The organism is Caballeronia sp. LZ001, assembly GCF_031450875.1.
In the GTDB taxonomy this organism is placed as follows: Bacteria; Pseudomonadota; Gammaproteobacteria; order Burkholderiales; family Burkholderiaceae; genus Caballeronia.
In genome coordinates, this window is record NZ_JARTVX010000003.1 from 424,827 (window position 1) to 437,555 (window position 12,729).

A 12,729-nucleotide genomic window follows, 5' to 3' on the forward strand; every position below is an offset into this window, starting at 1 on the left:
TCGAACAGGAGCGTCAAGCGTGATCGAGCCGAAGAGCGTATTCAAGGACAACCTGGCGCAATTGCCGGGCATCGATGGTATCGGGCGTATCGATCTGATCGATAGCCGAGGCGCGGTGGTGTCGAGCATCGAAAACAAGCCGGGCAAGCAGGGCTCGCTCGCGGTGTATCACTATCTCAAGCAGGCCTTCGGCACGCTCGATGTCGAGGCCGCCGAGTATGGCCTCGCTCTTTTCGCCGAACATACGACCGATGCGCGCAGCCGTCCGGGCGCGCATTCGAATGTGGATCGGCTGGTCGAGATTGCAAATGGCGGCGAACCGTTGCGTATTGAAGTGATCGCCGCCGCGTAAGCGAATGGGCCTGGAAACTCTCAAAGAAGCGGTGGCGGAAGAATGACGCCGCTTGGCATCGTGACTCGCGTGGGCCCAATGACGCTATTGAAAATCAGGTCGCCGTTCGGCAGGAATTCGATAAGCGCATAAAGTCCATTACCCAATATGCCCGGGCCGAAAATCGTTCTATGGACGGTTACGCCCGTCGACCAGTCCAGTCCGGTCACTTCCCAGCCGGTGCTTTGATAGTAGCCGTTCACGAAGACGATGTGCGAGGTTGAGCTAATACCCGGCACCATGGTGTTGGACGAAACATCGGCGCGAGCCCAGGTCGAAGACCACGCGTGTGTCTGAGGGTTCCAGGCAAAGCGCTCGACGCCGACGGGCGATGGCACCAGTGGGCCGCGTGCCAGAAAACCATCCACGGCGATATTGCCCGAGCCCGTTGAACCATCAGCCGACGAGACGTTGTTCACGACGAAAGCGCCGTAGCCATCCACGGCGACCGATTGGTCGGTTTGAATCTCATAGGCGGCGGGCAGGCCGCAATTGACTTGTATCGTGCCGGCGATTCGATCCGTGAAGCCGGGCGGAATGGCGTCCCGCCAGAACGCCATCAGGCTCATACGCTTCAATCCGTCAGTGATAACGACCAGCTTGTCGGTATCGGTGTTGAAACCCATGAGCGTGGGCGTGCTGCCCGAGCCAGAGCCAAAGAGCGTCGGATACGTATCGCCCGTGGGATAAGGCGACGACCATGCGCCATCCGCGGAGCTTTGCGAAAGCGTCGTCCCGGTCCACACGACTTTGCGCATGAGCTTGTCGGTGACGATGTAAATGCCGTTGTTTTCATCGACCGCAGCGGAATTGCTGATGCTCTCGTCGCTATTGAATTGCACGGTATGCGTGGGTCCAGTGAATGAACGCGAGACTATGGTTGCCGAATGCGTGCCGAGCACGACCAAATTGCCGTCGTAAGTCATGACAATGCCGGCAATCTGTTCGTCGCTCTGCAGAAAGGTCGTTGCATCCAGCGTGCGGATGATCTGGATGCCGAGCGCCGGCAGCGTTGGCGAAAGCAGCGCGAACGCATAAACCTTCTTCCCGTAATTCACATAGAGAACGTTGTCGAGATCGACAACGTTATAGGCCGAGGAAAGTCCGCCCGCGAGCGGAAGACTCGTCGTGATCTGGTTGACGATGCTTTGCGCCTGCTGCAGTGTCGCGACAGGGGCCGTGAGCAAGCCGTTCAGCGTACTCGACAAGGTCTGGGTAAGTCCTGGCAAAAAAGCCCGCGCCACGGCTTTGAAGCTGCCGCCGGCAGTCGAAATATAGCTCACGCCCGTCGTCGATACACCCCACATGTAATTTGGCGAGGTCGAGGCCAGCGTCATGATGTTGATGGGCCCTGCCGGGACTTGCGGTACTTGTAATAGTGGTACCGGGAGCAAGGCGGAAACGTTGCGTGTACCCGTCGGCGCCGGATAGGGGAAGGCGTCGGTCTGGGCCGAATCGAAATGCGTGACGGCGTATTTGGGTGCGGAAAGATAAGGATTGGGGACCGGATCTGCGGCGCGCGCGGGCAGCAATGTGAACGACGCTGCTATCAAGACAAGCAGCGAACATATTGCTTGAATAAGCTGTTTTTTATTCACGAAGATATCCTAAATATCATTGAATGAAACGATGGGATGTCGCTTAAGTTCGCATTGCGTTACGACGCTCAACGAGTGCGATATTCGTTTATCTGGAAGTTTTCAAAAACGGCTGTGATCAAGCTAAAAGGCGGACGGATAACCCAGGAGCCGCGGCCGGATTTCAACAAGCACTCTAGAATATGGCCGGCGCTTTTTCCAATGATTTGATTAGCCGAGGATCGTCGAGAACGAGACGATGGAGATAATCGCAAGCGCAATTAAAGATGTTGCACGAAATGAAACAGCCCGATCGTTTTTAGCGACCGGGCTGCTATTTTTTCCATCAAGTCAGATGGAAAGTCAAACCGGCCTTAACTCCACCCGCTTGATGTCCTTGACGATCACGAGATAGGCAAACACCGTGATCAGCGCATTGACGCCGACGAACGCCAGCGCGCCGTTGAACGAGCCGGTCCGCGCGAGGATATAGCCGATCACGATCGGCGTGACGATGCCCGCCGCATTGCCGAACATATTGAAGATCGAACCCGACAAGCCGATGGCTTCCTTCGGCGCCGTATCCGCGACCACCGCCCAGCCCAACGCGCCGATGCCCTTGCCGAAGAACGCGAGCGACATCAACGCCACGACGAGCCAGTCCGCATCCACGTAGTTGCAGCCGATGATGCACGACGACAGCAACATGCCGGCGACGATCGGCAGCTTGCGCGCGAACGTGACCGAACGCCCGTGGCGGATCAGCGAGTCGGACAGCACGCCGCCCAGCACGCCGCCGAGAAAGCCGCAGATCGCAGGCAGCGAGGCGATCAGGCCCGCTTGCAGAATCGTCATGTGACGCGCCTGCACGAGATAGATGGGAAACCACGTCAGGAAGAAGTACGTCAGCACGTTGATGCAGAACTGCGCGAGATACACGCCGAGCAGCATGCGGTTCGTGAGCAACTGACGCACGGCGCTCCAGCCCAAAGCGTTGCCACCGCCGTTGCCACCGTTGCCGCCGACGCGCCCACGCCGATGCCCGCGCACGAGGCCGCCGCCTTCCTCGATGTAATCGAGTTCCTGCTTGTTGATGCCCGGATGATCGGCGGGATTCTTCATGACAGCGAGCCATGTCAGCGCAAGCAGCAAGCCGGCGATACCCATGACGATGTACACGTGATGCCAGCCGAAAGCGTGCGTGAGCCAGGCCATCAACGGCGTGAACACGACAGCGGCGAAATACTGCGCCGCATTGAAAATGGCCGATGCCGTGCCGCGTTCGCTCGTCGGAAACCAGCTTGCGACCACTTTGGCGTTGGCGGGGAAGGCGGGCGCTTCGGCCGCGCCCATCATGAAGCGCAGCACGAACAACGCGGTCACGGCGGTGGCGGCGCTGCCGAGCAGGCCGATCGAGCTTTGCAGCAGCGTAAACAGCGACCACAGAAAGATACTCGCCGCATACACGCGCCGCGCGCCGAAGCGGTCGAGCAGCCAGCCTGCGGGAAGCTGCGAGAGCACATACGCCCAACTGAAGGCCGAGAAGATATACCCCATGCGGATGGCGTCGAAACCGAACTCGGCGCGCATCGCAGAGCCGGTGACCGACAAGGTCGCGCGATCCGCATAGTTGAAGGTCGTGATCACGAAGATCAGCAACAGAATCACGTAACGCACTTTCGTGCGCTTCATGGCGTCGGCCGGAGCAGCAGCGCGGCTCATCGACATGGCAATCTCCTTTTGGTTACGGCAAAAAAACGCGCGGCGCTCGTTGATGACGGCGCCGCGCGTTTTTGTGTCTCCTGCCTGTCGTACTCTTACTGTGCGCCGAGCTTCTTGATCAGCACGTCGAGCTGGGCGACTTCTTCCTCGGTCAGGTCGGTGAGCGGTGCGCGCACCGGGCCCGCGTCGTGACCGACCAGCTTCGCGCCCGCCTTGACGATGCTCACCGCATAGCCCGCACGGCGATTGCGGATGGCAAGGTACGGCAGGAAGAAGTCGTCGATCAGCTTGCCGACGGTTTCGTGGTCGTCCGCCGCGATGGCGCGATAGAAGTCCATCGCGGTCTTCGGAATGAAGTTGAACACGGCCGACGAATACACCGGCACGCCGAGCGCCTTGTAGGCGGCGGCGTAGACTTCCGCGGTCGGCAGGCCGCCGAGGTAGGAGAAGCGGTCGCCCAGACGGCGGCGGATGGTGACCATGGGCTCGATCTCGCCCACGCCGTCCTTAAAGCCGATCAGGTTCGGGCAGCGGTCGGCCAGACGTTCGAGCATGTCGGCGTTGAGCTTGGAGTTGGCGCGGTTATAGATAATGACGCCCATCTTCGGCACGGCCTTGCAGACTTCTTCGGCGTGAGCCGCGATACCTTCTTGCGACGCTTCGGTCAGATAATGCGGCATCAGCAAAATACCCTGCGCGCCGTTCTTCTCGGCTTCCTGCGCAAACGCGATGGCCGTGCGCGTTGGGCCGCCCGCGCCAGCGAGAATGGGCACCTTGCCACGGCACACTTCGGTGGCCGTCTTCACGATCTGCGAATATTCGGGTTGCGTCAGCGAAAAGAACTCACCCGTGCCGCCCGCCACGAATAGCGCCGATGCGCCGTAGGGCGCGAGCCATTCGAGGCGTTCGGCGTAAGTATCCGCGCGGAAATTGCCTTGGCTGTCGAAGTCGGTCACGGGAAAAGAAAGCAGGCCTTCGGAAACGATTTGCTTGAGTTCTTGCGGTGTCGTCATGGTGTTATCTCGGTGGGCAGCGTCCGGCGGTTGCAGCGCTTATAGGTCATCGTACAACATGGGGTGACGTCGTACAACCAAAAGTAAATGGAATCGACGCTCTTAGGGGTAAACACCGACCAAAAGACAGTGGCTATGTTGTAGGATGACATAACTCTACGCCGGCAGAAGTTTTCGCGCCAAGGATCATCAAGAATGAATCAGTCCCCGCTCTATATTCGCGTGCACCCGGACGATAACGTCGCGATCGTCGTCAACGACGGCGGTCTGGGCGAAGGCGCCACGTTCGCCGACGGCCTCGTGCTCCGCGAGCGCGTGCCGCAAGGCCACAAGGTCGCGCTGGCCGATCTGCAGGAAGGCGACGCGGTCATCCGCTATAACGTCGTGATCGGCTATGCGAACAAGCCGCTGCCAAAGGGAAGCTGGATCAACGAGCACGTGCTGCGCATGCCCACGCCGCCCGAGTTGCACGATCTGCCGATCGCGACCATCAAGGCGCCGGACAACTCGCCGCTCGAAGGCTTCACGTTCGAGGGGTATCGCAATGCGGACGGCTCGGTCGGCTCGCGCAACATCCTCGCCATCACGACGACCGTGCAGTGCGTGGCCGACGTCGTGCAGCACGCGGTGACGCGCATCAAGACGGAACTGCTGCCGCAATACCCCAATGTCGACGATGTCGTGAGCCTCGGCCATACGTACGGCTGCGGCGTCGCCATCGACGCGCCCGACGCCATGGTGCCTATCCGCACGGTGCGCAATATCGCGCTGAATCCGAACTTCGGCGGCGAAGTGATGATGGTGAGTCTCGGCTGCGAGAAGCTGCAGCCCGAGCGCCTGATGCCGCCTGGCACCATTCCTATTGCGGCGGCATCGGTGGAAGTGGACGACGTTGCCGATATCGGCGATCTCACGGCGGACGAGAACGGGGGCGCGGTCGTGCTGCAGGACGAATCGCACGTCGGCTTCGAGTCGATGATCGATTCCATCATGCGCATGGCCGACTCGCACCTGAAACGCCTCAACAATCGTCGCCGCGAGACGTGTCCGGCGGCGGACCTCGTGATCGGCGTGCAGTGCGGCGGCAGCGACGCCTTCTCCGGTCTGACGGCGAATCCGGCAGTCGGTTTCGCGACCGACCTGCTGGTGCGTGCAGGCGCGACCGTCATGTTCTCGGAAGTCACCGAAGTGCGCGATGGCGTCGCCCAGTTGACGGCGCGCGCCGCGAACGGCGAAGTGGCGGCGGCAATCATCCGCGAGATGCAGTGGTACGACGATTATCTGAAGCGCGGCGGCGCGGATCGTAGCGCGAACACCACGCCGGGCAACAAGAAGGGCGGGCTGTCGAATATCGTCGAGAAGGCGATGGGGTCCATCGTCAAGTCGGGTAGTTCGACCATTTCGGGCGTGCTTTCGCCGGGCGAAAAGGTCAAGCAGAAGGGCTTGATCTACGCGGCGACGCCCGCGAGCGACTTCATCTGCGGCACGCTGCAACTGGCTGCGGGTATCAACCTGCATGTGTTCACCACCGGACGCGGCACGCCGTACAGCCTGGCCGAAGTACCGGTCATCAAGGTCGCGACGCGTTCGGATCTGGCGCGGCGCTGGCACGATCTGATGGATATCAACGCGGGCACCATCGCGACGGGCGAAGCGACGATTGCGGACGTGGGCTGGGAGTTGTTCCGTCTCATGCTCGATGTCGCGAGCGGAAAGAAGCAGACGCGCGCCGAGAAACTGAAACTGCATAACGCGCTGGTTCTATTCAATCCGGCGCCGGTGACCTGATCTTTTATCGCTGTTCGCTGGAACGATGCGCCCCGTCACCGGCATGGCTGGTGAACGGGGCGCAGTGGTTTGTGGTCGTGAGCGCGTCGAGGCGAGCGCTGCCGTCGCTGCTTGCCGCGATGGCTCCGGGTACACTACTTGCCCCTTGAAACGACCGTCCCACGCCTGGCCCTCATGCCCTCCATCGCTCCCGCACTCGAATGCCGCCGCCTCAGCAAGTCCTACGGCAACGGCCGCATCGTGCTCGCGGGCCTCGACTTCATCCTCGAATCGGGCGAGTTCGTCGCGATCATGGGCGACTCGGGCGTCGGCAAGTCCACTTTGCTGAATCTGATCGCCGGTCTCGATACCGCCGACAGCGGCGACGTACTGATCGATGGCGCGCCGATGTCTACCCAAAGCGACGATGCCGCCACGCGCACGCGCCGCGAGAAGCTCGGCTTCGTCTTTCAGGCGTTTCACGTGCTGCCGCATCTCACGCTCGCGCAAAACGTCGCCGTGCCGCTGCTGCTCAACGCCATGCCGCCCGCGCCCGCGAACGCGATGCTCGCCGCTGTCGGTCTCGCGGGCCGCGACGATGATTTGCCGCGACAGTTGTCCGGCGGCGAGTTGCAGCGCGTGGCGATTGCGCGCGCGTTGGTGCATCGGCCGCGCCTCATTCTCGCCGATGAACCCACCGGCAATCTCGATCCGCAAACGGCGCACGAAATCCTCGCGCTCTTGCGCCACGAAACGAAATCGACGGGCGCCGCGACCATCATGGTCACGCATTCCGAAGCGGCCGCCGCGGTTGCCGATCGCGTGCTCGTGCTCGCGGACGGCACCTTGCACGAGGCGGAATCGCTCGCGGCGTTCAACGCAGCGCGCGTCCAATGACGGCGCTCGCCGCCGCGCCCCGCACGCTCACGCGCTGGTTGCTCGGCGCGCAATGGCGCAGTCATCGCGGCCGCGCGCTGGTCGCCATACTCACTATCGCGCTTGGCGTCGGGCTCGGCTACGCGGTGCAACTCATCAACAGCGCCGCGTTCAACGAGTTTTCCGCCGCCGCGCGCAGTCTGTCCGGCCAGGCGGACTTGCAGGTACGCGGCGCACAGCCGTTCGTCGATGAAAACATCTATCCGCAACTCGCCGCGCACGAAGGCGTGGTCATGGCGAGTCCCGTGCTCGAAGTCGATGCCGCCGTGCCCGGCCGCGATGCGCCGCTCAAGGTGCTTGGCATCGATGTGTTCCGCGCCAAGCGCGTCGCGCCGGACCTCACGGGCGTGCCGTCCGCCGACGCGCCGTTCGACGTGCTGTCGGGCGATGCCATCTTTCTGTCGACCGCCGCATTGCAATGGCTCGGCGCGCGCGCCGGTGGCAAGGTTGCGTTGTTGAGCGGGACCGAGAAGGTGCCGTTACGGGTGGCGGGCGGAATCGCGCGGGCATTGCCGGGACAGCGCATCGCGGTGATGGACATTGCGGCCGTGCAGACGCGCTTCCATATGACGGGCAAGCTGTCGCGCGTCGATCTGCAACTCGCGCGCGGTGTCGATCGCGACGCCTTCCAGCGCGAGCTGCAGCAGTCGCTCGGAGCGCGTTTTGTCGTCGGACAGACGCGCGATGTCGAAAGCCGCACCGACCGGCTTTCGCGCGCGTATCGCATCAACATGAACGTGCTGGCGCTCGTCGCGCTTTTTACCGGCGCGTTTCTGGTGTTTTCGACGCAAGCGGCGGGCGTCGTGCGCCGCCGCGCGCAATTCGCGATGTTGCGCGTGCTCGGCATGACGCGCAGGCAACTCGTGCGGCAGATCATGCTCGAAGGCGCATTGCTGGGCGTGGTGGGCGCGATCATCGGCATTGCGCTGGGTTATGCGGTGGCGGCGGTGGCGCTGCGCTTTTTCGGCAGCGATCTGGGCGGCGGCTACTTTCCGGGCGTGCAGCCGCGAGTCGGTTTCGAACCGCTTGCGACGGCCATCTTTCTTGCGCTCGGGATTGGCGTGGCGCTGGCGGGGACGCTCGTTCCCGCGCTCGAAGCGGCGCGCGCGCGGCCCGCGCCCGCGCTCAAGGCGGGCAGCGAGGAAGCCGCGCTCACGCCGCTGCGCAAGCCGTGGCCGGCGTTGATCTGTCTTGCGCTCGGCGTGGTGCTGACGCAAGTGCCGCCTGTCTTCGATGCCCCCATCGCCGGTTATCTCGCCGTCGCGTTTCTGCTCGTCGGTGGCATCGCGCTCATGCCGCGTCTGACGGCCATCGTGTTTCGCGCGGCGAGCGTCGGGTATGCATCGCAAAAGAATAAGGCGCCGCGCGCGCGCGGCACGATCGCCACGCTCGCGCTCGCGCGGCTTGCGAATGCGCCCGGTCAAGCGTCGATTGCCATGGGCGGCGTGCTGTCGAGCTTCACGCTGATCGTCGCGATGGCGATCATGGTGGCGAGCTTTCGCGTGTCGGTGGAAGAATGGCTCATGCATCTGCTCTCCGCCGATCTCTACGTGCGCATGGCGTCGAGCGGCGATACGGGCGGCTTGCGTCCGGCCGAGCAGGCGCAACTCGCGGCGACAAAGGGCATCGAACACACGGCGTTTTTGCGCACCTCGCAGGTGACGCTCGATTCGGCGAAGCCGCCTATCGTGCTGATTGCACGCGAAATCGATGCCGCCGATCCGGGCGCCACGTTGCAGATGACGGGTTCCGTGCTGCCGCCTTCGTTGTGGCAACCGAACGAGACGCCGGTATGGGCGTCGGAGGCGACGGTCGATCTTTATGGCTATCGGGTCGGCGAGCGCATTGCGTTGCCGGTCGGCGCGGCGAAGGAGCGCTTCGTCATCGCGGGCATCTGGCGCGACTACGTGCGGCAGACGGGCGCGTTGCAGATCCGGCTCGCCGATTACCGCCGCATCACGGGCGACACCACCGCGACCGACGCCGGCATCACGCTGTCGAAGGGCGTGCCGGCCGCACAGGTGATCGACGCGCTAAAGCGCTTGCCGTTCGGCGCCGCGCTCGAATTTTCGCAGCCGGGCGACATCCGCGCGCGCACGCTCACCATCTTCGACCGGAGTTTCGCGGTGACTTATTTGCTGGAAGGCGTGGCTATCGTGATCGGCCTGTTCGGCGTGGGCGCGACGTTTTCGGTGCAGACACTTGCGCGCGCTCGCGAGTTCGGCATGCTGCGGCATGTCGGCGTCACGCGCGGGCAGATCCTGGCGCTGCTTGCAAGCGAAGGTGGCTTGCTTACCTTGCTCGGTATTGCGATGGGTTGCGTGCTTGGGTTCGCGATCAGTTTGATCCTCGTGTTCATCGTCAATCCACAGTCGTTTCACTGGACGATGTCACTGCATGTGCCCTGGTCAATGATCGCGATCATCGGCTGCGTGATGCTCGCTTCTTCATGCGCGACGGCGGTGCTGGCGGGAAGACGCGCGGTGTCCATCGATGCCGTGCGCGCGGTGCGGGAGGATTGGTGATGCGTGCGTCTTTGCTTTCGACGATGATGCTTTTGGCGACCGTCGCCGGCGCGGCAGATGCGGCAGGCGCGGCAGATGCGGCAGATGCGGCGAAAGCGGCAAGCACCACGGAGACGTCCGACACAGCCAGCTCCACCGACCGGCAATTTGCATCCGTCAGCCCCGGCCACTCCATCCAATGGCCCCAAGACACCGGCTCCCACCCGGCTTACCGCACCGAATGGTGGTACGCAACCGGCTGGCTCGAAACACTCGATCACAAGCCGATGGGCTTCCAGATCACCTTCTTCCGTTCGAAGACCGGCAAGGGCGCGCCAACGAGTGCTTTCGATCCATCGCAACTCATCATCGCGCATGCCGCCCTGAGCGATCCCGCGCACGGCCGCCTCGTGCACGATCAGAACGTCGCGCGACAAGGCTTCGATCTCGCCTACGCGAAAAACGGCAACACCGACGTCAAGCTCGATTCATGGCGCATGACGCGCGCAGCGGACGGCCGCTACACCGTCAGCGCCGATGCCGCCGGCTTCGCATTGCACCTCGTCTTCGCGCCGACGCAGCCGCCGATGCTGCAAGGCGATGCGGGCTACTCGCAGAAGGGCCCGCTTCCCGCGCAGGCGAGCTACTACTACAGCGAGCCGCAATTGAGCGTGAGCGGAAGCGTCACGCGGCCGTCGGCATCCGAGAAAAAAGGCGATACGGTCGCCGTCACCGGCAAGGCCTGGCTCGATCACGAATGGTCGAGCACGCTGCTTTCGTCGGATGCATCCGGCTGGGACTGGCTCGGCGCGAATCTCGACGACGGCTCCGCACTCATGGCCTTCAAGGTGCGCAGCCGCGACGGCCACGCGATCTGGGCGCATGCCGCATTACGCGATGCCGCCGGACACGCGACGCAATACGGCCCCGCCGATGTCGACTTCACGCCGCAACGTCAATGGCGCTCGCCGCGCACGGGCACGACGTATCCGGTGGCGATGAGAGTGCGCGTCGGTGCGTTGCAATGGCAGCTCGCGCCGCTCATCGACGATCAGGAACTCGACTCGCGCGATTCCACCGGCGCGCTTTACTGGGAGGGCGCGGTAACGCTGACAGGGACGGGTTCCGCGCCCGCTCAACGGGGGCGCGGCTATCTCGAACTGACGGGTTATGCGAAGGCCATCGAAGTCGACAAGCGCTGACGCCGGTTACGGCGCCGTCGCGCTCGGCGTGCCGCCGGGACCGTAAGGATCGGGATTGCCGAAGCGAGGCAAGTTGCCGTTCATGCGCGCCCGGCGCAACTCGTCCTGCACTTCGGCGCGCGTTTTCGGCGCCTGAGTCGATACGACGTAAGCCGGCGCCGCGTTAGCAACCGGGCTTGGTTTCGCGGCTACTGGGATGGGCGCATCGGTGGCCGGAGCGCGCGCGGGTTTATCGAGCGTATTCGCGGCCGCGGATTCGAGCGGCGCGCGTTGCACGGGCGGCACAGGCGCGCGCACCGCCGCGGCTTCAGGCGGCGCCACGCGGGTTTGCGCGACGGCATGGTTACCGCGATGCTTTTCGCGCGCAGTCTTTCTGGTTTCCAATGCCCGCTTCTGTGCGCGATGCACGCGCGCCGGTTCTGCCTGTGCAACCGGCCTGGGCGCGGGTTCATCGCGTGTAATTTCGGCTGCGGTTGCCGTTGCGGTCGCGGTTGCCGTTGCGGTCGCGGTCGCGGTTTCGGTCTGGGGACGCGCATCGGCGACGGCTACGACAGGCGCCTTTGCAGGCTCCGGCGTTTCCTCGCGCACGCTGCCGCGCACGACTGCGCCGCGGTCGCGCGACATCATGTTCGTCCTGTCGTCGCTGCGTCGGTCCTGCTTGGGCAGCAGGTTGACGGCCAGCAAGGACAGCACGATGACACCCGCGCCAATAAACGTAATGCGGTCTGCGTAGCGGAGCATGAGAGCGTGATCCTCCTTGAATCGTCTGGCGAATATGGCGGACAGCGTGCATCGGACCACCGCGTATCAGATTGGTACGCGCGATGCCGTCCGACGGATGCGCCAATCGTTCGCCAATCGCCGCCAAACTCACTCGATTGATGTGAAGGATCACCGCGCCGCCGCGTCACTTGTAGTGCGCAACGCGCGGTCCAGGCATCAGCTTTGATCCGATGCCGCCGGCCAGCGGTTCTCGAACACGCATTCCTTGCGGGTACGGCGCTTGGCCCAGCCTTCGGTTTCGAGCATGGGTTCGTCGTAAAAGCGCTCGACATGTCCCAAGCAGAGAATCGCGACTGGCTGCGCGCCTTCCGGCATGCCGAGCAGGTCGGCGACGTCGTCGGGATCGAATATGGAGACCCATCCCATGCCGATGCCTTCCACGCGCGCCGCAAGCCACATGTTCTGGATGGCGCACGCCACCGACGCGAGATCCATCTGCGGCAAGGTGCGCCGGCCGAAGACGTGCGCCTCGCGTCCGTCCATGAGCGCCATCACGATGATTTCCGCGCACTCGCGCATGCCTTCCACCTTGAGCGCCATGAAAGCTTCGCGACGCTCGCCGAGGGCATCGGCGGTGGCGACACGTTCCCGTTCGACGATAGCGTGAAGCGCTTCGCGCGTTGCATCGCATGTGATGCGCAGCATGCGCCAAGGCTGCATGAAGCCGACGCTCGGCGCACACAGCGCGGCATCGACGATACGCTTCAACGCGTCTTGCGCGACCGGTTCGCGCGTGAAGTGGCGCATGTCGCGCCGTTCGTGGATTGCACGATAAACGGCATCGCGCGCGGCTTCGTCGAAAGGCTCGTTCATTGAGAAATGCGCTGGAAAGTG

The 12,729-nt window shown here is 63.4% G+C and carries 10 protein-coding genes; 5 read left to right on the forward strand and 5 right to left on the reverse strand.

Features of this window, described 5'->3' with window-relative positions; genetic code table 11:
• Positions 1-19: 19 nt before the first annotated feature.
• Positions 20-352: a DUF2322 family protein gene (locus P9292_RS06375; protein WP_309958373.1), complete on the forward strand. Its 333-nt coding sequence runs from the start codon at positions 20-22 to the stop codon at positions 350-352.
• A 20-nt stretch (positions 353-372) separates the two neighbouring features.
• On the opposite strand, the gene P9292_RS06380 is transcribed toward P9292_RS06375, so the two are convergent.
• From P9292_RS06380 to kdgD, 3 genes are all read right to left on the reverse strand, one after another.
• Positions 373-1,728 carry a hypothetical protein gene (locus tag P9292_RS06380; protein ID WP_309848141.1) on the reverse strand — a complete coding sequence of 452 codons (1,356 nt, stop codon included), beginning with the start codon at positions 1,726-1,728 and terminating at the stop codon, positions 373-375.
• Between the two features lie 603 nt (positions 1,729-2,331).
• Positions 2,332-3,696 carry an MFS transporter gene (locus P9292_RS06385; protein WP_309848140.1) on the reverse strand — a complete coding sequence of 455 codons (1,365 nt, stop codon included), beginning with the start codon at positions 3,694-3,696 and terminating at the stop codon, positions 2,332-2,334.
• Positions 3,697-3,785: 89 nt separating this feature from the next.
• Complete coding sequence (gene kdgD / locus P9292_RS06390) at positions 3,786-4,703, reverse strand: 5-dehydro-4-deoxyglucarate dehydratase (protein WP_244830083.1); 918 nt, start codon at positions 4,701-4,703, stop codon at positions 3,786-3,788.
• Positions 4,704-4,898: 195 nt separating this feature from the next.
• Between kdgD and garD the strand changes: the two genes are divergently transcribed.
• From garD to P9292_RS06410, 4 genes are all read left to right on the forward strand, one after another.
• Complete coding sequence (gene garD / locus P9292_RS06395; protein WP_244830086.1) at positions 4,899-6,491, forward strand: galactarate dehydratase; 1,593 nt, start codon at positions 4,899-4,901, stop codon at positions 6,489-6,491.
• Between the two features lie 174 nt (positions 6,492-6,665).
• Positions 6,666-7,367, forward strand: a complete 702-nt coding sequence (locus P9292_RS06400; protein ID WP_244830087.1) for an ABC transporter ATP-binding protein — start codon at positions 6,666-6,668, stop codon at positions 7,365-7,367.
• Positions 7,364-9,931: an FtsX-like permease family protein gene (locus tag P9292_RS06405; protein ID WP_309958374.1), complete on the forward strand. Its 2,568-nt coding sequence runs from the start codon at positions 7,364-7,366 to the stop codon at positions 9,929-9,931. The genes P9292_RS06400 and P9292_RS06405 overlap by 4 nt, the downstream gene beginning before the upstream one ends.
• Complete coding sequence (locus P9292_RS06410; protein ID WP_309848135.1) at positions 9,931-11,112, forward strand: lipocalin-like domain-containing protein; 1,182 nt, start codon at positions 9,931-9,933, stop codon at positions 11,110-11,112. The genes P9292_RS06405 and P9292_RS06410 overlap by 1 nt, the downstream gene beginning before the upstream one ends.
• Positions 11,113-11,118: 6 nt before the next feature.
• Here the strand turns inward: P9292_RS06410 and P9292_RS06415 are convergent, their stop codons facing one another.
• Positions 11,119-11,853 carry a DUF4148 domain-containing protein gene (locus P9292_RS06415; protein WP_309848134.1) on the reverse strand — a complete coding sequence of 245 codons (735 nt, stop codon included), beginning with the start codon at positions 11,851-11,853 and terminating at the stop codon, positions 11,119-11,121.
• 198 nt (positions 11,854-12,051) lie between these two features.
• Positions 12,052-12,708 (reverse strand): 5,6-dimethylbenzimidazole synthase, encoded by a 657-nt coding sequence (gene bluB, locus P9292_RS06420; RefSeq protein ID WP_250494152.1) that lies wholly within the window; start codon positions 12,706-12,708, stop codon positions 12,052-12,054.
• Positions 12,709-12,729: the final 21 nt, after the last annotated feature.

Excerpts from the sequence above, each read along its gene's own strand:
- P9292_RS06380 (WP_309848141.1), bottom strand. The coding sequence starts at position 1,728 with ATGACGCTGGCCTCGACCTCGCCAAATTACATGTGGGGTGTATCGACG.
- P9292_RS06385 (WP_309848140.1), bottom strand. The coding sequence starts at position 3,696 with ATGTCGATGAGCCGCGCTGCTGCTCCGGCCGACGCCATGAAGCGCACG.
- kdgD (WP_244830083.1), bottom strand. The coding sequence starts at position 4,703 with ATGACGACACCGCAAGAACTCAAGCAAATCGTTTCCGAAGGCCTGCTT.
- garD (WP_244830086.1), top strand. The coding sequence starts at position 4,899 with ATGAATCAGTCCCCGCTCTATATTCGCGTGCACCCGGACGATAACGTC.
- P9292_RS06400 (WP_244830087.1), top strand. The coding sequence starts at position 6,666 with ATGCCCTCCATCGCTCCCGCACTCGAATGCCGCCGCCTCAGCAAGTCC.
- P9292_RS06405 (WP_309958374.1), top strand. The coding sequence starts at position 7,364 with ATGACGGCGCTCGCCGCCGCGCCCCGCACGCTCACGCGCTGGTTGCTC.
- P9292_RS06410 (WP_309848135.1), top strand. The coding sequence starts at position 9,931 with ATGCGTGCGTCTTTGCTTTCGACGATGATGCTTTTGGCGACCGTCGCC.
- P9292_RS06415 (WP_309848134.1), bottom strand. The coding sequence starts at position 11,853 with ATGCTCCGCTACGCAGACCGCATTACGTTTATTGGCGCGGGTGTCATC.
- bluB (WP_250494152.1), bottom strand. The coding sequence starts at position 12,708 with ATGAACGAGCCTTTCGACGAAGCCGCGCGCGATGCCGTTTATCGTGCA.